The organism is Bdellovibrio sp. HCB-110, from assembly GCF_047323225.1.
In the GTDB taxonomy this organism is placed as follows: domain Bacteria; phylum Bdellovibrionota; class Bdellovibrionia; order Bdellovibrionales; family Bdellovibrionaceae; genus Bdellovibrio.
Genome location: NZ_CP178750.1, coordinates 1,113,974 through 1,140,095, shown reverse-complemented (window position 1 = coordinate 1,140,095; position 26,122 = coordinate 1,113,974). Strand labels below are relative to the sequence as shown.

Here is a 26,122-nt window from a genome sequence, read left to right as displayed (position 1 = left end):
AAGCCCGGGCTAAGATTGTAAATGCCTCCGGTACTCTACCGGGGGCATTTTCTTTAGACCCATCTGAGGCCTGTGATTGTTATAATAATCTATTTCTCGAGTCACTATTTCTTTGACCTCTTCGATTGTTCTGCAGGAGCTAAGATCTATATGATCCTTCAGATGTCCGAAGAAGCTTTCTATCGGAGCATTGTCTAAACAGTTCCCCTTCCTCGACATGGATTGCTTTATCTTGTGATCCTTGAGCATCTTTCTAAAGATAAAATGAGTAAAGTGGAACCCTTGATCGGAGTGGACCATTAACTTCCTTTTACTTCCTTGGCGTCTATTCAGAGCTTCACTTAACGCCGTAGTTGCTAAGCTAATGTCAGCTCTTTGGCTCACGCTATAAGCCACCACCTCTTTTGTACATAAGTCTTTAAAGGCAGCTAGGTAAACTTTTAAACCTTTTCCGTAGGTCATCTGAGTGATGTCTGTTGAGTACACCTTGTCGGGCCTTTTTACTTTAAAACGTCTAGCGAGTTTGTTCTTAAAAGTTCGATGCTCATGATGCTTCTTTGCAAAAAATCTGTACTTATTTTTCTTCCGGATCTTAGTCTCTAAACCGTACTTTCGCTTTATTCGCGCGATCTTCTTATGGTTCATTTTTAGAGATAAACGCCGCTCTAAGAGCATCTTGATCTGACGGATGCCAATGCGACCTCTTCTCTCTTCAAAAAAATATTTAATTAGTTCATAATCACCAGCATCCCTGTCCTTACTCTTAGAGATGAAGTGTCGGTAATAACCGCTTCGGCTTACTCCTAAGACCTCCGTGATTTTGTATATTCTTATCTCTTGAGTATGAGCCATAACCTTGGCGATAGAAGTGTTGATTACTTCCGTTGCGCCAAGGCCTTCCTCTTTTTTAAGGTCTCGATGACCTCCGTTTGGATTTTAACGATTGCCTCTAGCTCTGCGTATGTAAGCTTGTCTTTATTCTTCTTAGGACGACCCTTTAATGGGCCCTTAGCTGTTCCACGCTTATCTTCTTTAAGAGCTTCTAAGCCGTGTTCCTTATATTGCTTAACCCATCTCTTCAAACAGTTGCGGGCATAGTCTTTCTTTAATAATTCAAGAGGAATTCCAGCCTCTTTAAAGATCTCTTCTGGTGAAATACCTCGGAGATATTCTTCAACAGCATGGATCTTAAACTTATAAGTATAAATGATCTGGCTGTTCGTGAACCTCTCAATCCATTCGCAGCCTTCAAGCGTCTTAAATACTTCTTGGCTCAACTTCAAAACGACCCCCCTTAAAACACAAAGCCCCATCTTATCACAGATGGGGCTTTTTTATTTGTGTCCCAATTTCAGGGTACAGATCAGAAGGAGGCTTTTTTGTTATTTCTTCTTTTTACGCTTCTTCGATTGAATCAGCTTCTCTTCGCTTTCAATCAGCTCTTGCAAGCTCATGCCGGCTTCCGGAGTTGAAGCAATAATCTCATAATCAGTTTTGCTGACTTTGATGACTTCGATTTTCTTCGTCAAAAGTTGTTCGATATCTTCCAACAAAGGTTTTTCTTCCTGACTGCAGAAAGAAACCGCAATCCCCTTGTTAAAACCACGCCCCGTGCGTCCGATGCGATGAACGTAGTTCTCTGGCTTTTCTGGCAGATCGTAGTTAATAACGTGGGTGACATCGGGAATATCGATACCGCGAGCACTTAAGTCAGTGGCGATCAAAACTTTACATTCGCCCGTACGGAATGCTTTCATCACTTCCGCACGATTGGTTTGATCTTTCTCTCCATGAATCGTCAGCGTTGGGATTTCCGCACGCTCCATGGCTTTGGCAACACGCTCTGCACGCACACGAGTGCGCACGAAAACAATGAACTTTCCATCAGGATTTTGGCGCAAGTATTCAGCTAAGAAGAAACGTTTATCGTCCATTTCAATAAACATCACAAAATGGCTGACGTTTTTTGAAACCGGATCTTCCGGAGAAATCTGAATGCGAATCGCACTGCTGCGAACTTGTGAGAACGCCAATTTCTTGATTTGCGGATTGATCGTCGCTGAAAAGAACAGCGTCTGATGACGACGGGTCAATTTGCGTTTGATAGATTCAATATCTTCAATAAAGCCCAGATCCAACATATGATCGGCTTCATCGAGCACCAAGGTTTCAATATGATTGACGTTGATATGCCCTTGGCTGATCAAATCAAACATACGGCCCGGTGTCGCAATCAAAATATCAATACCGTCTTGCAGCTTTTGAATTTGTGCGTCTTGCTCAACCCCGCCGTACAAGGCAAAAGGTTTTGCTTTGGTGTGCTTGGAAAGTTTGTTAAAAACCTCACCAATTTGTTGTGCCAACTCACGAGTCGGCACCATCACCAGGCATTTAATACCCACAGCGCGTTTGCTGCTTTTATTGCTGTGAATAAGATTGATGATAGGAATCGCAAACGCTGCGGTCTTACCCGTTCCGGTTTGCGCGATGGCAAGAACATCTTCGCCTTTTAAAATAGAGGGAATAGCTTTGTACTGAATATCAGTAGTACGAAAGAAACCATTGTCATTGAGATTGCGCAATAGGTCTTCCGACAAGTGGAACTTCTCAAACTTCACGGGAAACCCCTTATAGAAAAAGCGAATTGTAAAATTAGTTTTATCAAGGCGCGAGGAGGAAGGCGTACTCTTGTACGTCGACGAGGAGCAACGCAGAGAAAACTAATTTTACAGTTCGCTAGATTTTATTTTTAACGTAGTTAACGACTGTGTCGACCACTTCATCCAGATTCAGCTCTGTCGTATCGACGATCAAAGCATCCTCAGGAACTGTCATTGGAGCCACTTTACGAGTGGAATCTTGAAGATCGCGTTGTTGTTGCGCCTTCACCATATCACCTTGATCAAGTCCCAGTTCTGCCGCACGACGAGCCGCTCTGTGCTCGCTGTTCGCAGTCAAATAAACTTTTGCTTCAGCTTTAGGGAAAACGACAGTTCCGCAATCGCGACCCTCAGCCACCAAACCTTGCGGTCCGTTGCTGCAGTTTCTTTGCGCATCCAAAAGAGCTTTACGAACTTCAGGATAGTGACTCACTTTACTTGCAAAATTACCCACGTCTTCGTGAGCAATTAAGTCTGTCACATCTTGATCTTTGAAATAAACTGTCGTGCGAGCATCTTGCATGCTCACTTTCCAAACTGGATTGTGGGTCAACTCTGACAAGGCTTTAACGTCATCAAGATCAATACCCAATTGAATAGCGGCAAAAGCCAAACCACGATAGAAGGCACCCGTAGAAACCCAGTTCCAGCCCAAGCGACGAGCTAGTTCTCTACTCACAGAAGATTTCCCAGAGGCCGCAGGGCCATCAATCGTAATAACCATTCCCATAATTCTCCACTATACTAACACAGGTATCTCTTTGAGCACGTCTGCCAGGGCTTTAATCGCGGCCTGGTTTTCATGCTCGAGCCCTACACTCAAACGCAAATGCGTTTTGAAACCGTAGTTTAACAAGGGTCTCATAATAATCCCGCGGCGTAACAAGGCTTCATTCACCTTGGCGGCGTCACGGAGGGTGTCAAACATGACAAAGTTCCCTTGAGATGGAATGTAAGGCAGGCCTAATTCTTCTAACTTCTTATAGAAGTAATCAAGCCCTTTCCAGCAGGTCTGCTGCGAACGCTCAATAAATTCTTTATCTTGCAGAGCCGCATTTGCAGCGACTTGCGCTAAATCGTTGACATTAAAAGGTTTGCGCACCCGGTTAAAGACCTCAACCACCTCAGAAGGCGCAATCATCGCCCCCAAGCGGAAACCCGCCAGGCCGTAGATTTTCGAGAACGTGCGAAGAACGATCAAATTCTTGTATTTCGTGATGTACTTTTGCGCAGAAGCGTACTCGGGATCTCTGACAAATTCATTGTAAGCTTCATCGAAAATAACCATCACATCGTCACGGTTGCCGAGCTTTTCAAGGAAGGCTTCGACCTCTGCTTTCGGAGCAAAAGTACCCGTGGGATTGTTCGGATTCGACACAAAAACCAAACGGATTTTCTTTTCTGGATGAGCCAAGAAATAATCCGCAATAGCAGGCAAATCAAAGCGATAACCCTCTTTCATAGGGATTTTGTGAATCACGGCACGATTCGCCGGAGCGCTGACTTCATAGGCATTAAACGCCGCCACCGATGTCAAAACACCATCGCCCGGCTCACAATAAATGCGAGTCAACAAATCAATCAACTCGTCACTGCCATTACCAATAGCAAGTTGTTTTGTCGGGAAGCCCCATTCTTTCGACAGAGTTTGTAAGAGTTCATAGTGCGAAGGATCAGGATAAAGATTTTGGTGATCCAAAGCACGCTTCACGGCTTCCATCGCTTTTGGGCTAGGACCTAAAGGATTTTCATTACTTGCAAGTTTGTAGACCGTCGTCAATCCGTACTCGCGCTGAGTTTCTGAAATCGGTTTGCCAGGTTTGTAGGGAACCAGGTTCAGAATTTCGGGAGAAATCTTCACTTTAGAATCCTTTGCTTAGAGAGATTATTTTGTTATACCTGTTCGTCTAGCTTTAACATATTCCAGAGCAATTTCAATATAGAGAGCGTTTAAAAATGCAAAAGAGCTTCTTGTTGGGTGTGAGTGTCGGAGAGTCTTTCGCCGAATTTTCACTCCTGTCGGATTCAAAACCCCTTGCCCAGAAGAGAGTCTATCTCTCTCGTGAAAACCTTAAGCAGTCCCTTCTGCAATTTGTGACAGAAAACTCTGATAAAAAGCCTGAATTAGCCTTTGTCAGCCTGCGTTTGCCTAAGAAGCTTTTAAACTACAATCTCAGCGGAGCTGTGGCTCATGTCACCACGGAAGGCTTCGAACACTGGCTCGAGGTGTGCGGTAAAACCGAAACTCTGACAAATAAAGACCTTCTGTTTTCAGTCCATGAGCGCGTTCTTGCCAATGGCGACATCGAAACACCTTTAAAACTGGAAGACCTTGAGGCCATCGCCGCAAAATTGCAGATGATGGATTGTAAAAAAGTCTGTTTGCATTTTTTGCACTCTGCTGCAAATTCGGCACACCTTGATCAAGCTCATGAATTCCTCACTGCCAAGGGACTGGAAATCTTTGTTCCAGAAAAAACCGATAATCCCCATGAAGTTTCACGCTGGAATAGGAATGCTCTGAATGCGACGATCTCCGGGGTTTTTGCAGATCGCAAGACCGAGATTTTAAAAGCCCTTGATGGTGTGGTGGCCGAAAAAGATATTCACTTCCTTTCCTCCACAGGGAAAATTTTCTCTGACGATAAGTCTCAGCAAATTAGCAGCTTGTTTTCCGCCTCCACCGCTTTGGGATTGCAATTAGGTGCGCAGGAACAAGCGGATGTTCTTTATCTCGGTCTTGAAAACTTTCTTCTTATTTCTGGAGCCGAGTGGAGCACGTCCTGGGAAAGCGCTTGGGGTTCTGTGGAAGTTCCTCATTTGCAAACAAAAGAACTGGGCATTCAGCCTACATTGGGTGTGTCTTTAAATGTCTTCGGTCACTTTGACTTTGCGACTCATCAAGAAGGCTGGGAGCCCGGTCCGATGTTTTTAGGTCGTGGGCAAAAACCAAGTTTGTTGGATTTGTGGGCGGAGAATTCAAAACTCACAAAACTGCAAGGCCTGGAAGATCGTTTTTCAGTGCAAGGTATTCAGCGTTTTAAAAACACTCTTTTCGCGCTTTCCAAAATCAGTCAGACTCGCGACAGCGACTTAGGCCACCTTACGAAAGACATGCAAAGTCTTTCAATGCAAAGATTGGCGATGGAAGCTTACTTGCAACGTCAGAATAAAAAAATGATCGTGACCGGTCCTTTGGCGTCTGTTTTTGCCAATGCCTTCAAAAAAGATCCTCATACCACATTGCACGCCGATGAATTCAGCGAATCTCAAGCAACAGCTTTGTGTGGTTTTAAAGCTTTGCAGGAGACTCTATGAGCTATCAAAACGAACTTTTTCACGCCTTGCTCAATGACTTCCTTCAAGGGGAATCAGCACTGATGACCATCGAAGGTGATGTCCTGGCGGTACGTGGTTCTAATCCAGTGAGTTACGGCACATTGACAACGGCGGCTTCCACGGCAAGCAAATATTTAAATCTGCAAGAGGGCGACATTGCTTTGCTCAATGATCCTTACAGCGGTGGCAGTCTTCTTTGTGACATGACTTTTGTGATGGCGGTTTCTGAAGACCTTTTGTGGGTGTCCCGCCGTTCTTTGGGCCCTTCCGTGAAAATCGCAAAATCCGTGGAAGAAGAAGGCTTGCGCATTCCTCCAACACCTCTTCGTCAGAAAAATCAACTCAATGAAATGATTTTGTCGGCGATGCAGGCCCATCCTGCCTGCCCTTCTCACTTTGTGTCTTGGTTGAAGGAACAATGCGCAGATATGACTTTGAAGGCAGCAAAACTTCACGAAGCCATCGAGTACACAGGCTTCACGATCACGGGCGAATTGATTGAAGACTACATTGATCTTTGCCGCAAATCTTCCGTACAAAAAATCAGTGAACGCGCCTCCGGTGAAACCCGTGTCGATATCGTGCTGGATAGCGGAGAACTTCTGCGTTTGAACATGGAAATCCATGACGGTAAAATCTCTTTGGATTTTAGCGGCACGAGTGCGGCGAAAACTGTTTCATTGACGGAATCTGCAACTTACGGGGTTTGCTTTTATACTCTCAGCCGTTACTATGGTTTTGAACAATTAGCGAACTCGGGTTCTTTCTCTGTTTTACAGATCACAAAACCTGCGGGCTGCTGGTTGATCGGAAAATATCCGGCACCAACCTACAAAGGGATGACTTGTGGTGTGGCCGCTTTACAGACGGCTTTGGAGTTGGCTCTTTCTCAGATTCATCAAAAAAGTGAAAAAGCACTTTCCAGCTATTGCGCTTTGAATTTTGATTTGCATCATCAAGATAAGCACGTCCTGCTTACTTTACCGGGTGGCACTGGCGCGACTCCACAACACGAGGGCGATGCCGCCCATTTATCTTCATTTTCAATTGAACAGCTTGAACGCGATTTCCCGGTGAAGGTTCACCGTGTCGATCAACGCCACTCCGCTGGAGGCAAAGGCAAGTTCAACGGCGGTCGCGGATTGATTGTAAAATTGGAAGCCCGTGAAGAAATTCAAGGGGCTTGGATGACGGATTTAACTTTGCACCGCCCGCGCATTTCAAAAAACTGCACTCATGGGGACACTTGCGAAGTCTCCGTTGAGCATGAAGGAACCCACAAAGCTCTTCCTGTTTTGGGACAACAAAAGTTCGCCAAAGGAGACATAGTCACATTGTGTTCTGGCTCTGGCGGAGGCTTTGGAAAAGAGTCTTAAGACAAAGGTACGTGACGCAATTGCGCTACCAAAAGTAAGTCCGTACCTTCGAAAAAAGGTGTTATCATTGTCTTATGAAATACTTTTCTTTCATTATGACATTATTGGTGGCTCTTGGTTTCTTTGCAGAGGCGAAGCCTTTGAAGAAAGGAAGTTCTGTGGATTCAACAGATGTTGCTTACTTAGCGGGTGGTTGTTTTTGGGGAATGGAAGATCTTTTGCGCAAACTTCCGGGAGTCGTTGAAACGCAAGTTGGTTACATGGGTGGCGAAACCAAAAACGCCAACTACAATATCGTCAAAACAGGAACGACCAATCACGCCGAGACGGTGAAAATTGTGTTTGATCCGAAGAAATTGAAATTCGAAGACCTTCTTCTTTTCTTTTTTAAAATTCATGATCCGACAACAACCAATCGCCAAGGTAACGACATCGGTACTCAATATCGCAGCGCTGTCTTTTATACGAATGTAAGTCAAAAGGAAGACGCCGAACGTGTAAAGATTCGTGTTGATAAATCCGGCGCTTGGAAATCCCCCGTGGTTACGCAAATTGTTCCTGCCGGAGAATTCTGGAAAGCTGAAGAATATCATCAGGATTATCTTGAAAAAAATCCCGGTGGTTACACCTGCCACTTCGAGCGTAAGCTTCAGTTCTAGCAATCTAGGTTACATCTCTGCAAGGCCCCCTTTTCTCCGTGCAACTTGTCTTTAGGCACAGTATTGCATGGAAGTAAGTAAGGAGGAGGGGCCTTATGAAACACGTCTTCGCTATTCTTATATTGTTTCTATCCATACAAGTTCACGCGGACACAATCACTTTTCGTTCGGACTTCTGGTGTCCTTACGTATGCAATGCCAACTCATCTCGCCCAGGCTATATGGTGGAAATTGTTCGCCAAGTGTTTGAGAAACAAGGACACAAAGTAGAGTTTAAATTAGACAACTGGGTTCGCGCCATCAAAGAAACTCGCAGCAACCAAGCCCAGGCCCTTCTGGGATGCAGCCAAGTAGATGCGCCTGATTTCATCTTTCCGCAAAAATCTTTGGGCATAATAAGAAACGCCTACTTTACCACGAAACACTCGTCTTGGTTTTACCAGGGGCGCCACTCGTTACAAAATAAACGCATAGGCGTGATCAACGGTTACGCTTACGGTGATAGCATCGACACTCTTATCCAAAACCGTCATAAGACTTTTGTTCCCTTCTCAGGAGAGCGACCTTTAAATCAGATGATAAAAGCAATTCAGAACGGTCGCATTGATGGTTTCATTGAAAATCCGGTGACTCTGCAGTTCAGTTTGGCCGAGATGAATTTACCCGCAGACACTTTGAAAGCCGTAGGTTGGGTTGATACTCATGATCCGTTTTTGTTTGCAGGCTTTTCACCCAACAATCCAAGATCGAAACTCTATGCAGAGATGTTAAGCAAGGGCATCGACGATCTTCGTCGCAGCGGAGAACTGCGACGCATTCTAGAAAAATACAAGATGGCGGATTGGGATCAACCGGCGACGATCTCTTTAGGAGCTTTGAATAATCTTAGCCCCCGTCTCTTCAAGGGCTCTCTTGATCTTGTCAACGTGATCAATACTGGAAGTTTCTAAAACGAAATCAATGCGGGTTTCTCGCAATGACAGACCTTTAGAAACACGGTCGTGATGCACTTCCAAGATATTGGCTTTTTGGCTGGCAATGGCCTGCGTGAGTTTGCTGAGGTTCCCCGGCAAATCGTCAACGATCACCGAAAGCTCACACAGACGGCCGCGCAAGATCTGACCACGATCAATGATTTTAGAAACGATATTCAAATCAATGTTGCCACCACTGATGATCACGCAACATTTTTTTCCCAAGCTCAAAGAGCCTGACATTGTGGCTGCCATCGCCGCCGCCCCAGAACCTTCCGCCACGGTTTTCGCTCTTTCCATCAGGAACACGATGGCTTCCGCGATTTCGTCATCACTCACCGTCACGACTTCATCAACGTATTTAGAAATGAAATTATCGCACATCACTTGCGACGGATTTTTAATCGCAATACCGTCAGCAATAGTCGCCACTCTCTTCACGTGAGTGAGGGGCTCTTTTTTAAAAAGATGCATCATGCCTGGCGAGCGGTCACTTTGTACACCGATGACACGCACTTTAGGGTTGATGGATTTTACCGCGAGCGCAATTCCGCTGATCAATCCGCCGCCACCGATCGGCACAATCACCGTATCAAGGTCAGGAACTTTTTCGAGAATCTCAATCCCAATCGTTCCCTGCCCCGCGATCACAAACGGATCTTGGTAAGGATGCACGAAGGTGTAACCATTTTCTCTTTCGAGTTTTTGCGCATGCTCATAGGCTTCATCATAAATCTCACCTTTCAACACCACATTGGCACCGTAAGCACGTGTCGCGGAGGCTTTGCTGATCGAAGCATTCTCTGGCATCACGATGGTCGCTTTAACTCCTGCGAGACTTGCAGAGAGGGCCACACCTTGCGCGTGATTTCCGGCAGAACTCGCGACAACACCGCGAGCTTTTTCTTCGGGAGTCAGATTGGCAATTTTATTGTAAGCGCCACGGAATTTAAAACTTCCCGTGCGCTGAGTGTTTTCGAATTTGAAATAGACTTCACTGTTGACAAGTTTACTCGCGCTGATGGAGTGGCTCATCTCGGTGGTGCAAATAACATCTTTAATAAGCTCGCGGGCCTTTTGAATATCTGCGAAAGTAACTTTCATGGTGAACTACGACTCCCAATACGCCGTTAACCCCCAAACAGGGGGATACTCCTTGTGAGGAAGAAGCGTTTCGGTGCTCTCTTTCACACTGGAGTAAAGATTCGAGTGGTTTAAACCCATGGCCCTACTCTCGTCGAAAAAATAGAAGGGCGCAAGATGCTTTCCACAACATTCACAGGTCGTCACAAGCTGGTCCTCAGCTGTATTTACATTTCCACACTGATGACAAAGGCGAAAATGGGTCCTGGTCGACATACGTACTCCTTTACGACTTTCCTCAAGTTTAGGCTCATCCTCGAACCTCAGCAAGAGGACGTCTCAATTTAACCTGTTGATTTTAGGCCACAATCTGACTAATGACTTTTCGCGTTAACCGCAAATTGTTTCAGGCTGACGTGAGTTCCATTCGTCAGATTGTGAGGGTCTATTTTCGAAGCAGGTTAGACAACTGCGCGAAAGAAGGCTATTTTAATTGGACTGTGAAAGGGTGTTCATGGAAACGACGTTAGTAAAATCTCTCTTTAGAGACACTGAAAAATATCTGGATAAAGAAGTTAAACTCTCTGGCTGGGTTCGCAAAATCCGCGATCAAAAAAATTTCGGCTTCATCGAGCTTAATGACGGAACTTTCTTTAAAGGTGTACAGGTCGTTTTTGATACAAATCTAGCGAACTTTGAAGAGGTCGCAAAACTTTCCATCACGAGTTCCATTCACGTGATCGGTAAAGTCGTGAAGTCTCAAGGTGCGGGACAAACTTTTGAAGTTGTGGCTTCCAAAGTTGAAGTCTATCAAAAAGCGGACCCTGAGTATCCGCTCCAAAACAAAAGACATAGCTTTGAGTTCTTGCGCGAGATTGCTCACTTGCGTCCTCGCACAAACACGTTCTCTGCGGTTTTCCGCGTGCGTTCGGTTTTAGCTTATGCGATTCACAAGTTCTTCCAAGATCAAGGTTTCGTGTACGTACAAACTCCGATCATCACAGGCTCTGATGCCGAAGGTGCTGGAGAAATGTTCCGTGTAACAACTTTGAAGTTGGATAAGCCTCCACGCAAAGAAGACGGCACTATTGATAACAGCCAAGACTTCTTCGGAAAAGAAACAAACCTCACTGTGAGCGGCCAGCTCAATGGGGAAACTTTCTGTGCCGCTTTCCGCAACATCTACACTTTCGGTCCGACGTTCCGTGCAGAGAACTCAAACACATCTCGTCACGCCGCAGAGTTTTGGATGATCGAACCTGAGATCGCATTTGCTGATTTATCAGCGAATATGGAACTCGGTGAAGCGATGATCAAATACATCATCCGCTACGTGATGGAACAATGTCCGGAAGAGATGGAGTTCTTCAACCAATTCGTGGAAAAAGGTTTGTTCGATAAATTGAACAACGTCCTTAACAGCGAGTTTGGTCGTGTGACTTATACGGAAGCCATTGAGATCTTAGAAAAGTCCGGTAAGAAATTCGAATACCCAGTCAAATGGGGCATCGACATGCAATCCGAACATGAAAGATTTTTGGCCGAAGAACACTTCAAAAAACCGGTGTTCGTGACGGACTATCCAAAAGACATCAAAGCTTTCTATATGAAGCTCAACGCCGACAATAAAACAGTGCGTGCGATGGACTTGTTAGCTCCTGGCATCGGCGAAATCATCGGCGGATCTCAGCGTGAAGACAATTTGGAATTGTTAGAAAAGCGCATGAGCGAAGTGGGCCTGCACCCCGCGGATTACGCGTTCTACTTGGACTTGCGCCGTTATGGCAGCTTCCCCCACGCCGGTTTCGGTTTGGGATTTGAGCGCATGATGATGTATCTCACAGGTATGACAAATATTCGTGACGTTATACCGTTCCCACGTACGCCTAAGAACGCTTTGTTCTAGACCTTTGTCCATTTCTCGACTCCTAGCCTCTTACTTCGGAATAGAACGCCGAAGAGAGGCTCAGGAGTATCAATTTGAATTTGTTGAATCGTTTCACTCGCATTTTATTTGCTCTGATGTTGACGGTGACTGCCGCTATCGCGCAAGGACCCGATGAACTGCAAGAGCTCATCTTGACGGGAGATCTTAACGGTCGCTCTTCACTTGATTTCCGTAAAAAAGCCCGCAACATCCAATATCTTATTCCGGAAGGTTCTGAAGGAACTGTATTGGAAACCCGTAAATTGAGCCGCACAGGTTCTTACGGAATTAGAGTGCGTCTTACTAAAGTTGCTGACGGCAAAAACAAAGGAACCAATCTTCCTAAAGCTGGCGACGAAACATGGATTTACTTCTCACAAAAAGATCCGTGGCTGACATTTAAGGATAAAGAGGGATCCGAAGTGCAAGATCCCGAAGTCGCTCTCACCTCACGCGCTAAACGCGACGGTGGGGGTATTCCATCTGAAGGTACTGCCGACGCGCATCTTCCGACAAAAGAAGAAGTTTTGCGTGAGCAAAAACCTGAAAAATCAGACGACCCTAATTTAGCAAAATCCGATGATCCAAAAAAGACGGAAGGCGATTTCTGTCCGACGTGTTCGACCACTCAACCTGGTGTTGCCGAGAAAAATCAGTCCGACATTCGCGAGGTTAAAAAAGAAACTGAAAAAGCCGCCAACCCTAATATTCCGGATGCAAAATGGGCCAAGTTCCCAGGTGTGGCTCGTTATTCTTTGAGCAAAGACGTGCAAGACACTATCAAATACGGAATGCGCAACAAAGAACGTCGTTCAAAGAGACTTTGTTATCGTTACGTAAAGCGCGCCCTTTTGGGTGGTGACTTGGTGAATGACTATCTTCCAGGCTCCAAAGCTCGTTATGCCGTCGGCGATCTTAAACGCCGTGGCTTCATCAACATGATGGAAGATCCTCGCTACAAAAATCTGATCAAGAGTCCCAAAGATGCTCCTAAAGGTGCGGTTCTTGTCTATCGCAATACCCGTGACAGAAATCACGCGGGACATGCGGAGATCAAAACTGATTGGGGTTCTAAAGGCGGTTATGTCAGTGACTTCTTCCGTACTGACAAACAACCCATTCCAAACCGTGAATTGATCGGTGTGATGATTAAGGAGAACCCATGAGAAAACTGACTTTCTCGGCCTTAGCTCTCACTGTATTGTTGGCACTCTCTGCCCACGCAACTGTGCAACAGTCGCTAGAAAAACTTCAATCCTACTCTGCCAAAGATGTAGAGGTCTCTGCGACCAAAAATGAAGACGCTGTGAGTGCAAAAAATCTTGAGATGATTAAAACCATTGAAGACACTGTGGACTTGCTTGTTTCTGGAAAAGAAAAATCAAATCCCAAGATTCTAAAAGAACTTGTTCGTGTTGCTGTTTTGACTTTTGAAAATGACCCTTCGGAGTCGGCTTCTGAAATGCTTTTGCCACTTTATAAAAAAGAGAAAAAGGCTGTCGAAGAAGCAATCAAATCTTTGCCGAAGAAAGACGCCAAAGAACTTCGCGAGTCGTTGAAAAATGCCGCCCGCGAAGAATCTGAAGGCAACGGTTAAACCGAAGCGATTTCGCTAAAGGACTTCACTTCCAGTGAAGCTCCGCCAACCAAGAATCCATTCACATGAGGTTGTTTGATAAGCCCGGCTGCGTTGTCGGGTTTAACACTTCCACCGTAAAGAATCGGACTTTGCTCAAAACCTAATTTTTGCAAGATGCTGAAAACATCGGTGTGAGTTTCTGCCACTTGTTCCGGCGTCGCCACTTTCCCCGTTCCAATGGCCCATACAGGTTCGTAAGCAATCACAACAGGTTTTGCCTTGTCTGCTTTTGCCAATCCCAAATGAAGTTGCGTTTCAAGAACACGGAACGTGTGAGAGGCTTCACGCTCTTCCAAAGTTTCACCAATACAAAGCATTGGAGTTAAACCCAGGCCTTGAGTGAAAGCCACTTTGTCTGCGATCAATGAATCAGTTTCACCGAAAATTTTGCGACGCTCGCTGTGCCCGATCAGGATGTAACTGCCGCCGAGTTCTTTCACCACTTGCGCAGAGTTTTCACCCGTGAAGGCACCCGAAGCTTGGTGATAGCAGTTTTGCGCACCCCACTTGATCGAAGTTCCTGCCACGGCTGTGCTTGCCGCTTCTAAAGAAATCGCCGATGGGAAAAAGACCAATTCGCCCGTTGCTTTGTTTGCTACTTCTTTGAACTGCGCAAAGAACTCACGCGTTTCTTTGGGGGTTTTAAAGAGTTTCCAGTTCGCTGCAAAAATCTTTTTCATCTGTTCGTTTCCTTGAAGTTGGGTTTTGTGGAGCGTCTCTTGTTCAGCTGCTCTCGGTAAATTGAGAATCTGTCCGTCCTGAGAGGCCTTCCTGACGAGCATCGTGCTCGTCAGGGGATGAGTTTTGGTTTATCGTTTTGAACGGAGGATTTCTAGGCCTGGAAGTTTGTCTCCTTGGAGATATTCCAAAGAAGCGCCACCACCTGTTGAGATGTGAGTCATCTTAGAAGCAAAGCCTGAAGCTTCTGCTGCCGCTGCGGAGTCACCGCCACCCACGATCTTCACGGCATTACTGTCAGCAATCGCTTGTGCGATACCGAAAGTTCCTTTTGCAAAAGCTGGATTTTCGAAAATGCCCATAGGACCGTTCCAGAAAATAGTTCCTGCTTCACGCAAAGCTGTCGAGAAATTTTGAATTGTTTTAGGACCGATATCCACGCCCAATTCGTCTTCAGCAATCACCACGTCTTTAGTGACATGAGCATTGGCTGTATCCGTGATGCCTTTTGTCGCTACGTGATCCACTGGAAGAAGAATTGTTTTATTACGAGCTTCAATACGCTCGATCATTTCTTTGGCGTATTTCAACTTGTCATTTTCCACCAAAGATTTTCCAACTGGAAGTCCTTGAGCTTTTTGGAAAGTGTAAGCCATCGCGCCACCGACGATGAATCCGTCAACGACATCCATCAGTCTTTCAATCACGGCGATCTTGTCAGACACTTTCGCTCCACCCATCACAGCCAAGTAAGGACGTTTTGGATTTTGCAAAAGAGAATCCAGCATCGTGATTTCTTTTTCGATCAAGAAACCAATGCCCTTGTCTTTCATCACTGAAGGCAAAGCGTGGATTGTCGCGTGAGCACGGTGCGAAGCGCCGAACGCATCGTTGATGTAGATGTCTGTGTAGTTTGCGATTTTTTGCGCGAACTCCACAGAGTCTTTCGTCTCCCCTTCTTCAAAGCGCACGTTCTCAAGAAGGATCAGTTGGTTTTTTTTCAAAGATTGCAGCAAGTGTTTTGGTGCATCTGAATCTGGATCTTCCACCAAGATCACTTCTGCATTCAAAAGTTCTTGCAGACGTTTTGCCACAGGCTCCAAAGAAAACTCTTTGTCTTCTTTTGTTTTAGGACGTCCCAAGTGCGAAGCCATAACGATCTTCGCACCTTTCTCCATGCAATACTGGATTGTCGGCAAAGATGCTGTGATACGGTTTTCGTCCGTGATCTTACCGTTCTCCATTGGAACGTTCAAATCAAGGCGCAAGAAAACCACTTTGCCTTCAAGTTCAAAATCACGAACTGTCTTAATACCTTTTAGACCTGCTGCCATGGACTACAGACCTTTTTTCGCCATGTGAAGAGCGACGTCCACCATGCGGTTTGAGAAGCCCGTTTCGTTGTCGTACCAAGAAAGAACTTTCACCATGCGAGGCCCCACAACCATTGTCGAAGCCAGGTCCACGATAGAAGAGTAAGGGCTGCCGTTGAAGTCCACACTCACAAGTTCGTTGTGTTCGACAGCCAAAACACCTTTCAAAGCGCCTTTAGAAGCAGCGATCAAAGCTTCATTCACAGCTTCTTTCGTCACATCTTTTTTCGCTTGGAAAGTGAAGTCTACTAAAGACACGTTTGGAGTTGGAACGCGAATAGAGATACCGTCGATCTTGCCTTTCAACTCTGGCAACACAAGTCCTACGTTTTTCGCAGCCCCTGTTGTTGTTGGGATCATGCTCACAGCCGCTGCACGTGCACGGCGCAAATCTTTGTGAGGAGCATCCAAGATTTTTTGATCGTTGGTGTAAGAGTGAACTGTCATCATCGTTCCGCTCTCAACACCGAATGTCTCATTCAATACTTTTGCAAGAGGCGCCAAGCAGTTTGTCGTGCAAGAGGCATTAGAAACAACTTGGTGCTTCGACGGATCGTAAGCTTCGTGGTTGATTCCGTACACCATTGTGATGTCAGCACCTTTTTCAGCAGGGCCTGAAACCAAAACGCGCTTTGCACCCGCGTTGATATGTTGCATGAATTCTGATTTGTCTTTGAATGCGCCTGTGCACTCAAGAACAAGATCTACGCCCAAGTCCTTCCAAGGAACTTCCGCAGGATTGCGAGTTTTAGAAACCGCAATCTTTTTACCGTTCACGATAAGATTGTGACCTTCTGTAGAAACATCGGCATTGAACACGCCGTGCGCAGAATCGTATTTAAGCAAGTGTGCATCGCCTTCGATGCTGTCCAAAGAATTGATTCCGACGATATCGAGTTTTTCAAAACCCGCACGGAAAAGAACACGACCAATACGACCAAAACCGTTGATACCAACGCGCAATTTAGACATGAGAGAGCTCCTTTTTAAACCCACTCAATATCGGCCTTTGCAGACGAAAAAGCCAGTCTAGACACTATAAGTCATTAGACTGGCTTTTTATGAAATTATCTTAAAATTTCAGGGGTCCGCGCTCTTAGTAGCGAGAAACGCCCAAAGAAGGATAACCGCTATTAGAAATCGCTCTTACAAGCACGTCCGCATTCCCGCCCATAGACTCGGCGCGGATGTCGATAGCTTGAACACGCTCACGACCCAAGTTCAGGTTTTCAGATACGGCTGTATCACCTGCATAGAAAGTCGGAGTCGGGCTCAATTCGCGAACGCGGATTTGGTCGCCGGAACCCGTGTGCACGATGGCTTCGTGGATTTTAACACCCGCAGACAAAGCACGCACTTCGAGGCGCTCCAAAGAAACGGCGTTATTCACGTTAATACGGATCCATTCACCACCACTGCGACGAGTGATTTGGCTGATGTTCGCAGTTCCCTCATAACGAGATTGAGCTGGAGGAGGAGGCGGAAGATTTGGACGTGGAGGCACCTCAGGGTAACGAGGAGGTCTTGAAGGCTCTTGACGGCCGCCGCCGTAACCACCATTGAAGCGAACTTCCGTTTCACGAACTTCATACCAAGATCCATCACGACGAGTACAAGCTATACCGCGAGTCTCTTCGGTGTTGTGACGAGTATAGATCACGCTTGTGTATTCACGGCAATATTCGCCCGTGCGGCTGTTGTAACCTTCACGAGTGGATGTGAAGCTACCACGAGAACCTGTGCGAGAGCCGTAATTACGGCCATCCCAGTCACAACGATCCCCTAAACGATTGCGAAGAGCACGGTCTTGCGCTTCTTGGAAGGCACGACGGTCTGCTTCGTCCATATCTTGACCGACTTTACCGCCGATCATTGTTCCAGCAATAGTACCGATAATGATCGCAGCTGTATTGCCATTTCCTTTACCGATTTGAGATCCAATCACACCACCGATAACACCACCAATGATGTTTCCGATAGTTTCCTTATTGGCAAACGCAGGGCTTGTATATTGTACAAGTGAAGCGACAATTACTGATCCAAGAATGAGGTTCTTTTTCATGGAGACTCCTTAATTTAAAGTCTAAATAAATCCGATGTCTCTTAATCCAAGTTCTGTGCCAGTGTTTTTAGTGTCAAAAGGGGACCGAAGCCCCCTTTTAGAGCACGTTATCTACGCAACAAATGACCACAACGAGTCAGAGGAGCGATTTTGTTAGCTGCATAATTTACAGCCCCTGACGAAGTCATATTCAAACCATTTGAAGAATACGCGAAGTCGTATTCGTTTCTAAAGCGGCTTGCCAACATAGAGATATGGTTTGGTCCTTCACAACGACTTTCAACCCAGTTACGTGCAAATGAAGTCGCACCCGCAGACGTCATATTCAAACCATCACTTGAATATGCAAAGTTTTGCGCCGCTCTTAAAGTCGAAGCCATTTCACGAGCTTCCGACGCCGTCATATTTTCAACGTATTGAAGAGCGTAGTCTCTTGCGCCAGCAGAAGTCAGATTCAAACCATCACTCGCGTAAGCCACGTTATAGATAGCTTGGTAACGAGATTGGTATTCTTGAATCGTATTGCAGCGGTGTGACTGATTGTATTGAAGAGCCCATTGAGTCGCTCCAGAATCTGTCAAATTCAAACCATCACCTGAATACGCGAAGTTTTTCGCAGCATAAAATTGCTGGTGATTTTCATCAGAGCAATAACCCTTCAAGTTTCTGTTGTCATAAACAGGAGGTTGCGGAGTCGGTCTTACTGGCTCATTGTTTTCAAGAGCCAAACGCGGACGACCTTCATTAGAAAGTGCTTTGACTTCGACAGCCGCATAACCACCGTAAGATTCCATACGAAGATCAATCGCTACGATTCTTTCACGGATATTCAAGTTTTCAGAAACTGCTCTTGAACCTGAATCAAAAACGGGAGTGTTTTGGAACTCACGAATAGAAATACGTTGACCACGTTGAGTGACAACACTTCCTTCATGAATTTTCACGCGAACGGCCAAAGCAGCCACTTCCACGCGATCCAAACTCAATGGTTCAGTGACAAGAACGCGATACCACTGCCCGCCTGTTTGACGAGTGACCGTGTTGATGGCAACAGTGCCTTCACGCAAAGTTTGCACTGGAGCCGGAGGAGGAGGAAGAGTTGGCTGAGGGCGAGGTCCTGGAGTGATGTGACCACCACCATGACCTGCATTGCCATTGCCGAAACGAACTTCTGTGGTTTGCACTTCGTACCAAGAACCATCACGACGAGAACACGCCACGCCACGAGTTTCCTCTGTGCGGTTGTTCACGTAGATCACGCTTGTGTATTCACGGCAATATTCGCCCGTGCGATTGTTGTAACCTTCACGTACAGACGTGAAACTTCCGCGGGCGCCCGTTCTTGAACCGTAAGAACGACCGTCCCAGTCGTTACGACGACCCAATTGATCACGAAGAGCTCTTTGTTGTGCTTCTGCCAATGCACGACGATCGGCTTCGTCCATGTCGCGACCGACTTGGCCACCGATCATAGTTCCAGCAATGGTGCCGATAATGATAGCGGCTGTATTGCCGTTGCCTTTACCGATTTGTGAACCAATCACACCACCGATAACACCACCAATGATGTTGCCGACAGTTTCTTTATCCGCATAAGCTGGCGTTGCAGCTTGCATGATTGTCGTCGCGACAAGAGCTCCCAAGACCCATTGTTTTTTCATAATAATCTCCGAGTTAATTTGTCTTAATTTTATTAATTTCTGGTTTTAGTAATCTGCTGAGCTTTACGAGCATAAACTTTTCCGTCATCGTCGTCTTGAACGCGAATGATGCCCGAAGAGTATACACCCACTACGCGGCCCGCGTAGTAAGCACCATTAGTGAACGGACCTGATACAACTCTGTCGTTCACACAGATGCCTTTCGTTCCTTCACAACGAACGCTTTTTGCAACTTCGCCCGCTTTACGAGTATAAAGTTTGCCATCGTCAGAATCGCGCACATAAATCAAACCGTTGGAGTAAATGCCTTCAACAACGCCCGAGTAGTATTTGTCTTGGTAAGGGCCCGACAAAACTTCATCCTTCACACAAAGGCGAGATCTTTCATCGCAACGAACGCTTTTCATTACGACATTTGCTTGGCGAAGGTATGATTTTCCGTCGTCATCATCTCTCACGCTCAGAAGCCCGTTTGAATAAACGCCTTCGATTTTTCCAACGTAGTACTTGTTATTAGTAAACGGCCCCGACAACACTCGGTCACCCGCACAATTTCCCGCAGAATCACAACGAAGCGAAACATGCACTTCCTTAGGTCCGCGCACGTATATCCTGCCATCGTCGTGGTCGCGAACGCGGATCTTTCCATTAGAGAAAACTTCAGTCACGGTGCCATAGTAGTATTTGTTGTCTGTGAACGGACCTGACAAGACGTTCGCTCTTTCACAAATACCCTTTGAAGATTCACAGCTAATACGTTTACCGATCAACGATAAGTCACGTACATACGTTTTTCCGTCATCATCGTCACGCACCAGAGCTTTACCATTGCCATAAACTTCAAGCACACGACCCGAGTAGTACTTGTCTTGATTGAGAGGGCCCGAAAGAACCACGTCTCCTGCAGAGATTCTAACATCTTGACCCGGGCGAACAGGAACATCAGGACGATTTGGAACGACCGGCCCCTGAGGTCTTTCGACTCTTAAAACAAGTTTAGGAACACCACGATCTGAAATCGCCGTCAGCATGACGTCGGCTTCCGCAGAATAGGACTCTGCCAAAATTTCGATGGAAATCACACGCTCACTAAGATTCAAATTTTCTGAAGAATTCACTGAGCCCGTCGCAAGAACTGCTGTATTACGATATTCACGCACGTCAATTCTTTGACCGCCTTCTGTCACAATAGTGGCTTGATGAATTCTAAGCTGACTGTAAGTGACGCGTAAATCCAAACGCAACAACGAGAGGGGCTGTTGAAGATCTACTTTGTACAAAGTGCCACCGGATTTTCTCGACATGCCAGAAATACTCACGGAGCCCGCATACTGAGCTTGCACTGTCGTGGTTGTCGTTTGCGGAGGCACAGCTGGCACCTGTTGAGTCGTACCATCGATATCGCCAAAGTCCGGAAGATCCGAGATCGACTGCGCGTGTGCGGTCTGCATTAAAGTGAGAGCGGCCATGAATGTTGTGATAATAGATCTTTTCATTTTCAACCTCGCCTTATCTTGACAACTCACGTACGGAGATAACGTAAACAGAAGAGTACCCGTCCAAAGCAACTTTAGCTGTGCCGTTAGAGAATACTTCCTTCACCGTTCCCGTATTGCTGCCATAGATCACTCGATTTCCAACGCAGATAGAACCGGAGCAACGAACGCCCTTACCCAGTTCTCGCGTAGAAACCACGTAGGTACTCGAGTATCCATCAAGAGAGATTTTTGCTTTTCCGTTTGAATAGATAGAAATCACCGTGCCCACGTTGCTTGAATACAGAACGCGATCTCCGCCACAAATACCACGATCATCGCATCTTACTTCTTTAGAAAGTTCTTTTACGCTGACAGTATAAAGAGAGGAATATCCATGAAGAGCGACCACAGCCGTGCCATTGGAATAAACCTGCTTCACAGTTCCTGCATTTTCAGAATAAAGAATGCTATCACCAACGCAGATTCTACGATCGCCTGCGCAGTTTGCAGCTTTCGCCAATTCTGTATGGCTTACCAAATAAAGGCTCGAGTATGAATCCAAAGCAACTTGAACTTTGCCATTAGCAAACGTGCGTTTGACAACACCAGGATTCGCACCTGCATACTGAATTCTATCGCCAACACAAACATTCCCAATGCACTGAGTTTCTTTCGCGAGCTCTTTTGTTGAAAGAACATAAACGCTTGAATAACCGTTCAAAGCCACACGAGCTTTTCCATTGGCAAAGATCTCTTTAACAACTCCGGTATTCTCACTATAAAGAACGCTATCGCCCACACAGAAACCGCTATCGCAGTTTACACTTTTGCCCAAAGAAGAAATTTCAACAAGCTGAGGAGTTGAATAACCGTCCAACGCCACGCGGGCTTTTCCCGCTTGGAAGATCTCCAGAACTTTTCCGAAGTACGAATCGCTATAAATAACTCTGTCGCCAACACGGATCTGTTTTGATTCTTGATAAACTGGAGGAGGAGGTGCTGGTGGATTGTAAGGACGAGGACGTTGCGGCGTCACCGGAGCTGGTGGTGCTACCGGACGGTCTACTTTCACCGTCATTTTTGGAACTTCGCGATCGGCAACGGCTGTCACCATAATATCAGCTTCGCCGCCAAAAGATTCCGCAAGTATTTCAATGGAAACAACACGATCACTTTGATTGAGGTTTTCAGAAGAAGTCACCGAGTCTGTGCCGATCACGCCTGTGTTTTTCAGCTGGCGCACATCCACTTTTTGACCGCCGTCTGTGACAAGAGTGGTTTGGAGAATTTTAAGTTGGTTTTTTATGACACGCACATCAAGACGAACCAAGGAAAGAGCCTGTTTCAACTCGACTTTATATAATGTACCGCCTGATTTTCTCGACATTGCATTGATGGCAACAGAACCCGCAAACTGAGTTTGCTGAACTTCAGGTCTTTGTTCCCCGGAGGTATTTGTGCTGGGCACTGTAGGCAACTGTTCCGTGGCGCCTTGAAAGTCTCCCGGGTTCGGAAGATCAGTCAAATCCGCATACGCAGAATTTTGCGCAAAACTCAAAGCCGCGAGGACACTCGCAATCAGACGACGTTTCATAAAAGCTCCTTAAAATTTCATTCCGTGAGGCTTATTCCAAACTTCGTGCCTGTTCCGGTTTGTTCCAAAAGCGAACTATTGCACTTTAAGGGTTGATCATCTGTCTCAAGTTTAGACAGCGGCCCTTTTTCGGGGCTTTTCCTGAGGAAAAACAGGGACCTATGAGGTCCCTTGAATTGGGAGCATTTTAAACCTGCCGATGTTTTAAAATATTTCAGAATTTGAAACGTGCGGCTGTCATCTTGCAGCTTTCAGAAACGTCACCTGCATCGCGAACTTTTCTTGCGGTATTCAATTTGTCATTCACAAGGAGACATCTCATGAAATCGTACATGGCTTTGTTGCCTGGCTTGCTTCTCACTCTCGCCGCTTGCTCCCCTGACATTCGCTCCCATCACGCCCCGATCGTTTTGGATTCCGATTCGATTATTGGCGGAGAAGAAATTCACGAAAGAGTGAGTGATGCCGCACGCAGTGTCGTCGTCGTAGAACTCACCAATTCAAGTGGAAGCACTATGGCTTTTTGCACGGGCACATTGATCGGCACAAACACGGTTCTGACGGCAGGTCACTGCTTTGATAAAGAACATCTTCCTGGTTTGGCAGGATTTAACATCGTTTTCACAGATAAATTTTCTGCTTTTCTAAACACTGTCAAACGCAAAGGTCAGAAGTGGGCAGTTCACACTTCTTACAACAGCACCAAAAAAGAATATGACCACGACATTGCGGTGGGTTCTTTCGCGGGTTCTCTTCCGAAAGGATACCAGCCCGTGGCCTACGACACGGATGTGGAAGCAAATCACTCGGATGCAACAGTGTATGTCTATGGTTACGGAAGATCTCGCGACTACACGGGACGTAAAGGGGAAGACCCGATGGCTTACCTTGGCCAACTTCATCGCGGGGTTATGAAAATTGACTCCTTCTACAATCGTCATCCTGATCGTTATTGGACCACGATGGACGTTCCGGTCTTTATTTGCAATGGCGACTCGGGAGGTCCGCAGTTTTATCATGAAAACGGAGTGCTTAAAATCCTAGGAGTGAATTCCGCCGTCTATGGCCCAAAACTTCCGAATGGACATTCAAGCTGCAAGGGCATTGGCCAAGCAACGAAAGTGGCTCCCTTTGCTGATTGGATTCAGAAAAAACGCGCAAGTTTTTTTGTGAACTAAGATCTTTGAGTTACCACTTGATCTTCGGAAACATTTTTAAAGCATTGATACGAGTTTGTTCGCAGAGCTGTTCTTCACTGATTCCCTTCAGCTCTGCCACGAACTTCGCCGTATGCACGACGTAAGCGGGCGTGTTCTTTTTGCCCCTCATTGGGATTGGCGCTAAGAATGGAGAATCTGTTTCTACGTGGATGCGATCCAAAGGCAACATCTTCACTGTGCTACGTAAGCTATCGGCATTTTTAAATGTCACAACACCGCTGATGGAAATATTAAATCCGACATCCAACGCCTCACGGGCCAACCACTCTGTTCCCGTAAAGCAGTGAATCAGACCATTCACCTGGCCTTTGAATTCTTTTAAAATTTCAATGGTGTCTTCTTCCGCATCACGCGTGTGAATTTCCACCGGCATTTTTGTACGTTTGGCAATTTCAAGCTGCGCACGGAACGCGTCTTGCTGTTCCTTGCGCGGTGATTGGTCGTAATAATAATCAAGACCGATCTCGCCCACAGCAACGACACAAGGTTCGCTCACATGATCTTCAATAAATTTTCCGGCAGCTTCAGTATAGATTTTCCCGTCGTGAGGATGAACTCCCAATGTGCAGTACACATCAGGATAATATTTGCGCGCGATTTCAAGAACGATGGGATGATCGCCAGGCTCTGTGCCAATCGTGATGATCTTTTTCACTCCCACCGCTTTTGCATTGGCGATGGCAGCTTCAACACCTTCTTCGAGCATATTTAAATGTGCGTGAATATCAATCCATTCCATAGGGCCCATTTTACCCTAGGACAAGAGGACCTGGTACCTTTTTTAAGGACGAGACGTAATATAGAGTTCTTCAACGACCAATTGAGGGTCTCTATTGGCGCCCAAAGCTTGTTCCGCGCGCAAGGACTTCTGAATCAAATTCAAAAGAAACTCACGACTGTATTCTGCCAAAGCCTTAATAAGCGGCGCTTGATCCAAATTAACGATCTGGGTTTTCACACCTTCTTGAAGGTAAATCGCGTCCTTCATAAAACTCACCCAGTAGGAAAGCAGACGCTGACCTTGCGAGCGGTCTTTGAATTCGGTTCTCCAGATTTCATTCAAAAGAAAATCGCAGTCTTCTAAAAACAGATTGAGAATATCAATGGACTTCTGACGAAGCTCTTGCTCAGGACCATCTTGCAGTTGCGCGAGTTTTTCAAAACTTCCACCGGCGGCACGCAAAGCCCACGTCGCCGCTTTCGTTTTGCGCGCAAGATCCTCTGCCGTCAGAGGTTTAAACTGCACAATGCGGGAGCGGGAGCGAATCGTCGCCATCAAACCTGCCACACTCGGAGCAATCAAAAAGAAGAACGTTCCCGGAGGTGGCTCTTCCAGAGTTTTTAAAAGTGAATTGGCGGCTTGAGGATTCAGGCTTTGTGCTTGATCAATGATCACCACGCGATTGCCCGTCAAACTCTTGAGACTTAAGAACTCAATGACCTCACGGGCTTGTTCCATCTTGATTTGTGCGCCCGCAGGCTCAACGACTTTCAAACCTTCATGGGCTCCTTGAGAAATACGAAAACAAGAAGGACACTTCCCGCAACCGCGAGGACTTTGGGGGCAGAGCAGAGCTTGCGCCAAACCCATTGCCGTCAGTTTTTTCCCGATGCCAGTTGGTCCAACAAAAAGATACGTCTGCCCAGGCTTTCCCTGTTCAAAGGACTCCACCATCTTTTTGATGGTCTCCTGATGTCCTAAAACAAAATCCAGCATACGGGCCATATCAACAACCTACTTTAAAATATTTTTCTCAGCCAAAGCTTTGAGAAGTTGTTGAAATAAAACTTCCGGAGTTTCTTGCGCATTAAGAACAAGCCAAGCCCCCGCGTCTTCGCGAGCTTGCTTTAAGAAAGATTGACGAACTTTTTCATGGAAAGAATCTGCTTCTGATTCAATGCGATCTTCGCTTTCACCATTTTGTGCGCCACGCCCCTGACGACGACGGCGAGACTCTTCGACGGAAAGATCCAGCAAGATCGTCAGATCCGCTTTCAATCCACCTGTCGCAAAAGTATTGAGCATCACCACATCTTTTTCAGAGATATCACGCCCGCCACCTTGAAAGGCCACAGAGCTTGCAGCAAAACGATCACACAAAACCCAAACACCTTGATCTAATTTTGGACGAATCACCTGCTCGACATGTTGAGCACGGCTGGCTTCATATAACAACAACTCCGCCCGAGCCAACGGAGACGGCCCTTCCGTACGCAGAATCATATTGCGAATCTCATCTCCCAGCGGAGTTCCACCAGGTTCACGAGTACGATGAAAAGAAATCTGACGCTTCTGAAGCTCACGCTCCAAAGCCATCATCAAAGAACTCTTCCCCGAGCCATCAAGGCCCTCAAAAACCAAAAACTTCATTCCGCCCACTTTTAAGCTAAGATTTCGA

General features: G+C 46.2%; 24 protein-coding genes. 8 read left to right on the top strand and 16 right to left on the bottom strand.

Translation table 11 applies throughout. The features are described 5' to 3' along the window. Positions 1-9 precede the first annotated feature (9 nt). The 5 genes from ACL934_RS05455 to hisC all read right to left on the bottom strand — a co-directional run bounded on the left by ACL934_RS05455 (position 10) and on the right by hisC (position 4,521). Positions 10-852, bottom strand: coding sequence for an IS3 family transposase (locus tag ACL934_RS05455; protein WP_413613015.1), 843 nt, complete (start codon positions 850-852; stop codon positions 10-12). A 23-nt stretch (positions 853-875) separates the two neighbouring features. Next, positions 876-1,283, bottom strand: a complete 408-nt coding sequence (locus ACL934_RS05450; protein WP_413613014.1) for a helix-turn-helix domain containing protein — start codon at positions 1,281-1,283, stop codon at positions 876-878. A gap of 99 nt (positions 1,284-1,382) precedes the next feature. Next, positions 1,383-2,618 carry a DEAD/DEAH box helicase gene (locus ACL934_RS05445; protein WP_374078564.1) on the bottom strand — a complete coding sequence of 412 codons (1,236 nt, stop codon included), beginning with the start codon at positions 2,616-2,618 and terminating at the stop codon, positions 1,383-1,385. Positions 2,619-2,736: 118 nt separating this feature from the next. Further along, positions 2,737-3,390 carry a (d)CMP kinase gene (gene cmk / locus ACL934_RS05440; protein WP_374078562.1) on the bottom strand — a complete coding sequence of 218 codons (654 nt, stop codon included), beginning with the start codon at positions 3,388-3,390 and terminating at the stop codon, positions 2,737-2,739. 9 nt (positions 3,391-3,399) lie between these two features. Then, positions 3,400-4,521, bottom strand: coding sequence for a histidinol-phosphate transaminase (hisC, locus tag ACL934_RS05435; RefSeq protein WP_374078559.1), 1,122 nt, complete (start codon positions 4,519-4,521; stop codon positions 3,400-3,402). Between the two features lie 95 nt (positions 4,522-4,616). On the opposite strand from hisC, the gene ACL934_RS05430 reads away from it, so the two are divergent. The 4 genes from ACL934_RS05430 (at position 4,617) to ACL934_RS05415 (ending at position 8,984) form a co-directional block, all read left to right on the top strand. Next, positions 4,617-5,978 carry a hydantoin utilization protein gene (locus ACL934_RS05430; protein ID WP_413613199.1) on the top strand — a complete coding sequence of 454 codons (1,362 nt, stop codon included), beginning with the start codon at positions 4,617-4,619 and terminating at the stop codon, positions 5,976-5,978. Continuing rightward, positions 5,975-7,375: a hydantoinase B/oxoprolinase family protein gene (locus tag ACL934_RS05425; RefSeq protein WP_374078556.1), complete on the top strand. Its 1,401-nt coding sequence runs from the start codon at positions 5,975-5,977 to the stop codon at positions 7,373-7,375. Before ACL934_RS05430 ends, ACL934_RS05425 begins: the two co-directional genes overlap by 4 nt. 74 nt (positions 7,376-7,449) lie before the next feature. Continuing rightward, positions 7,450-8,034, top strand: coding sequence for a peptide-methionine (S)-S-oxide reductase MsrA (msrA, locus tag ACL934_RS05420; RefSeq protein ID WP_374078553.1), 585 nt, complete (start codon positions 7,450-7,452; stop codon positions 8,032-8,034). Between the two features lie 95 nt (positions 8,035-8,129). Then, positions 8,130-8,984: a substrate-binding periplasmic protein gene (locus tag ACL934_RS05415; RefSeq protein WP_374078551.1), complete on the top strand. Its 855-nt coding sequence runs from the start codon at positions 8,130-8,132 to the stop codon at positions 8,982-8,984. Here ACL934_RS05415 and ilvA read toward each other — a convergent pair. Then, positions 8,901-10,112, bottom strand: coding sequence for a threonine ammonia-lyase (gene ilvA, locus ACL934_RS05410; protein WP_374078548.1), 1,212 nt, complete (start codon positions 10,110-10,112; stop codon positions 8,901-8,903). The two genes, ACL934_RS05415 and ilvA, sit on opposite strands and share 84 nt — an antisense overlap. 493 nt (positions 10,113-10,605) lie before the next feature. Between ilvA and asnS the strand changes: the two genes are divergently transcribed. The 3 genes from asnS (at position 10,606) to ACL934_RS05395 (ending at position 13,615) form a co-directional block, all read left to right on the top strand. Beyond that, a complete protein-coding gene (gene asnS, locus ACL934_RS05405; RefSeq protein WP_374078545.1) occupies positions 10,606-11,997 on the top strand; it encodes an asparagine--tRNA ligase in 1,392 nt (463 codons plus the stop codon). A gap of 74 nt (positions 11,998-12,071) precedes the next feature. Beyond that, positions 12,072-13,184 carry a hypothetical protein gene (locus ACL934_RS05400; RefSeq protein WP_374078543.1) on the top strand — a complete coding sequence of 371 codons (1,113 nt, stop codon included), beginning with the start codon at positions 12,072-12,074 and terminating at the stop codon, positions 13,182-13,184. Then, the gene (locus tag ACL934_RS05395) at positions 13,181-13,615 is read left to right on the top strand and encodes a hypothetical protein (RefSeq protein ID WP_374078541.1); all 435 of its coding nucleotides are present in this window, start codon (positions 13,181-13,183) and stop codon (positions 13,613-13,615) included. Before ACL934_RS05400 ends, ACL934_RS05395 begins: the two co-directional genes overlap by 4 nt. Here ACL934_RS05395 and tpiA read toward each other — a convergent pair. From tpiA to ACL934_RS05360, 7 genes are all read right to left on the bottom strand, one after another. Then, entirely contained in the window at positions 13,612-14,337 is a 726-nt protein-coding gene (gene tpiA / locus ACL934_RS05390) for a triose-phosphate isomerase (RefSeq protein WP_374078539.1), read from the bottom strand. The two genes, ACL934_RS05395 and tpiA, sit on opposite strands and share 4 nt — an antisense overlap. Positions 14,338-14,466: 129 nt before the next feature. Further along, positions 14,467-15,669, bottom strand: coding sequence for a phosphoglycerate kinase (locus tag ACL934_RS05385; RefSeq protein ID WP_413613198.1), 1,203 nt, complete (start codon positions 15,667-15,669; stop codon positions 14,467-14,469). A gap of 3 nt (positions 15,670-15,672) precedes the next feature. After that, positions 15,673-16,680 (bottom strand): type I glyceraldehyde-3-phosphate dehydrogenase, encoded by a 1,008-nt coding sequence (gene gap, locus ACL934_RS05380; protein WP_374078534.1) that lies wholly within the window; start codon positions 16,678-16,680, stop codon positions 15,673-15,675. Positions 16,681-16,804: 124 nt separating this feature from the next. After that, positions 16,805-17,770: a beta-sandwich domain-containing protein gene (locus ACL934_RS05375; protein ID WP_413613197.1), complete on the bottom strand. Its 966-nt coding sequence runs from the start codon at positions 17,768-17,770 to the stop codon at positions 16,805-16,807. A 107-nt stretch (positions 17,771-17,877) separates the two neighbouring features. Beyond that, positions 17,878-19,431: a beta-sandwich domain-containing protein gene (locus tag ACL934_RS05370; protein WP_413613196.1), complete on the bottom strand. Its 1,554-nt coding sequence runs from the start codon at positions 19,429-19,431 to the stop codon at positions 17,878-17,880. Between the two features lie 32 nt (positions 19,432-19,463). Then, positions 19,464-20,927 carry a beta-sandwich domain-containing protein gene (locus ACL934_RS05365; protein WP_413613195.1) on the bottom strand — a complete coding sequence of 488 codons (1,464 nt, stop codon included), beginning with the start codon at positions 20,925-20,927 and terminating at the stop codon, positions 19,464-19,466. Positions 20,928-20,940: 13 nt separating this feature from the next. Next, positions 20,941-22,503, bottom strand: a complete 1,563-nt coding sequence (locus tag ACL934_RS05360) for a beta-sandwich domain-containing protein (protein ID WP_374078524.1) — start codon at positions 22,501-22,503, stop codon at positions 20,941-20,943. A 320-nt stretch (positions 22,504-22,823) separates the two neighbouring features. Between ACL934_RS05360 and ACL934_RS05355 the strand changes: the two genes are divergently transcribed. After that, on the top strand, positions 22,824-23,681 hold the full coding sequence (locus ACL934_RS05355; RefSeq protein WP_374078522.1) for a S1 family peptidase: 858 nt from the start codon (positions 22,824-22,826) through the stop codon (positions 23,679-23,681). Between the two features lie 10 nt (positions 23,682-23,691). Here ACL934_RS05355 and ACL934_RS05350 read toward each other — a convergent pair whose 3' ends face one another. Genes ACL934_RS05350 through tmk form a run of 3 tightly spaced genes read right to left on the bottom strand, consistent with a single transcriptional unit; the run spans position 23,692 to position 26,094 of the window. Then, positions 23,692-24,462 (bottom strand): TatD family hydrolase, encoded by a 771-nt coding sequence (locus ACL934_RS05350; protein WP_413613194.1) that lies wholly within the window; start codon positions 24,460-24,462, stop codon positions 23,692-23,694. Between the two features lie 42 nt (positions 24,463-24,504). Further along, the gene (holB, locus tag ACL934_RS05345; protein ID WP_413613193.1) at positions 24,505-25,449 is read right to left on the bottom strand and encodes a DNA polymerase III subunit delta'; all 945 of its coding nucleotides are present in this window, start codon (positions 25,447-25,449) and stop codon (positions 24,505-24,507) included. A 9-nt stretch (positions 25,450-25,458) separates the two neighbouring features. Then, positions 25,459-26,094 carry a dTMP kinase gene (tmk, locus tag ACL934_RS05340; protein ID WP_374078516.1) on the bottom strand — a complete coding sequence of 212 codons (636 nt, stop codon included), beginning with the start codon at positions 26,092-26,094 and terminating at the stop codon, positions 25,459-25,461. Positions 26,095-26,122: the final 28 nt, after the last annotated feature.

Excerpts from the sequence above, each read along its gene's own strand:
- ACL934_RS05455 (WP_413613015.1), bottom strand. The coding sequence starts at position 852 with ATGGCTCATACTCAAGAGATAAGAATATACAAAATCACGGAGGTCTTA.
- cmk (WP_374078562.1), bottom strand. The coding sequence starts at position 3,390 with ATGGGAATGGTTATTACGATTGATGGCCCTGCGGCCTCTGGGAAATCT.
- ACL934_RS05430 (WP_413613199.1), top strand. The coding sequence starts at position 4,617 with ATGCAAAAGAGCTTCTTGTTGGGTGTGAGTGTCGGAGAGTCTTTCGCC.
- ACL934_RS05425 (WP_374078556.1), top strand. The coding sequence starts at position 5,975 with ATGAGCTATCAAAACGAACTTTTTCACGCCTTGCTCAATGACTTCCTT.
- msrA (WP_374078553.1), top strand. The coding sequence starts at position 7,450 with ATGAAATACTTTTCTTTCATTATGACATTATTGGTGGCTCTTGGTTTC.
- ACL934_RS05415 (WP_374078551.1), top strand. The coding sequence starts at position 8,130 with ATGAAACACGTCTTCGCTATTCTTATATTGTTTCTATCCATACAAGTT.
- ilvA (WP_374078548.1), bottom strand. The coding sequence starts at position 10,112 with ATGAAAGTTACTTTCGCAGATATTCAAAAGGCCCGCGAGCTTATTAAA.
- asnS (WP_374078545.1), top strand. The coding sequence starts at position 10,606 with ATGGAAACGACGTTAGTAAAATCTCTCTTTAGAGACACTGAAAAATAT.
- ACL934_RS05395 (WP_374078541.1), top strand. The coding sequence starts at position 13,181 with ATGAGAAAACTGACTTTCTCGGCCTTAGCTCTCACTGTATTGTTGGCA.
- tpiA (WP_374078539.1), bottom strand. The coding sequence starts at position 14,337 with ATGAAAAAGATTTTTGCAGCGAACTGGAAACTCTTTAAAACCCCCAAA.
- ACL934_RS05385 (WP_413613198.1), bottom strand. The coding sequence starts at position 15,669 with ATGGCAGCAGGTCTAAAAGGTATTAAGACAGTTCGTGATTTTGAACTT.
- gap (WP_374078534.1), bottom strand. The coding sequence starts at position 16,680 with ATGTCTAAATTGCGCGTTGGTATCAACGGTTTTGGTCGTATTGGTCGT.
- ACL934_RS05375 (WP_413613197.1), bottom strand. The coding sequence starts at position 17,770 with ATGAAAAAGAACCTCATTCTTGGATCAGTAATTGTCGCTTCACTTGTA.
- ACL934_RS05370 (WP_413613196.1), bottom strand. The coding sequence starts at position 19,431 with ATGAAAAAACAATGGGTCTTGGGAGCTCTTGTCGCGACGACAATCATG.
- ACL934_RS05365 (WP_413613195.1), bottom strand. The coding sequence starts at position 20,927 with ATGAAAAGATCTATTATCACAACATTCATGGCCGCTCTCACTTTAATG.
- ACL934_RS05360 (WP_374078524.1), bottom strand. The coding sequence starts at position 22,503 with ATGAAACGTCGTCTGATTGCGAGTGTCCTCGCGGCTTTGAGTTTTGCG.
- ACL934_RS05355 (WP_374078522.1), top strand. The coding sequence starts at position 22,824 with ATGAAATCGTACATGGCTTTGTTGCCTGGCTTGCTTCTCACTCTCGCC.
- ACL934_RS05350 (WP_413613194.1), bottom strand. The coding sequence starts at position 24,462 with ATGGAATGGATTGATATTCACGCACATTTAAATATGCTCGAAGAAGGT.
- holB (WP_413613193.1), bottom strand. The coding sequence starts at position 25,449 with ATGGCCCGTATGCTGGATTTTGTTTTAGGACATCAGGAGACCATCAAA.
- tmk (WP_374078516.1), bottom strand. The coding sequence starts at position 26,094 with ATGAAGTTTTTGGTTTTTGAGGGCCTTGATGGCTCGGGGAAGAGTTCT.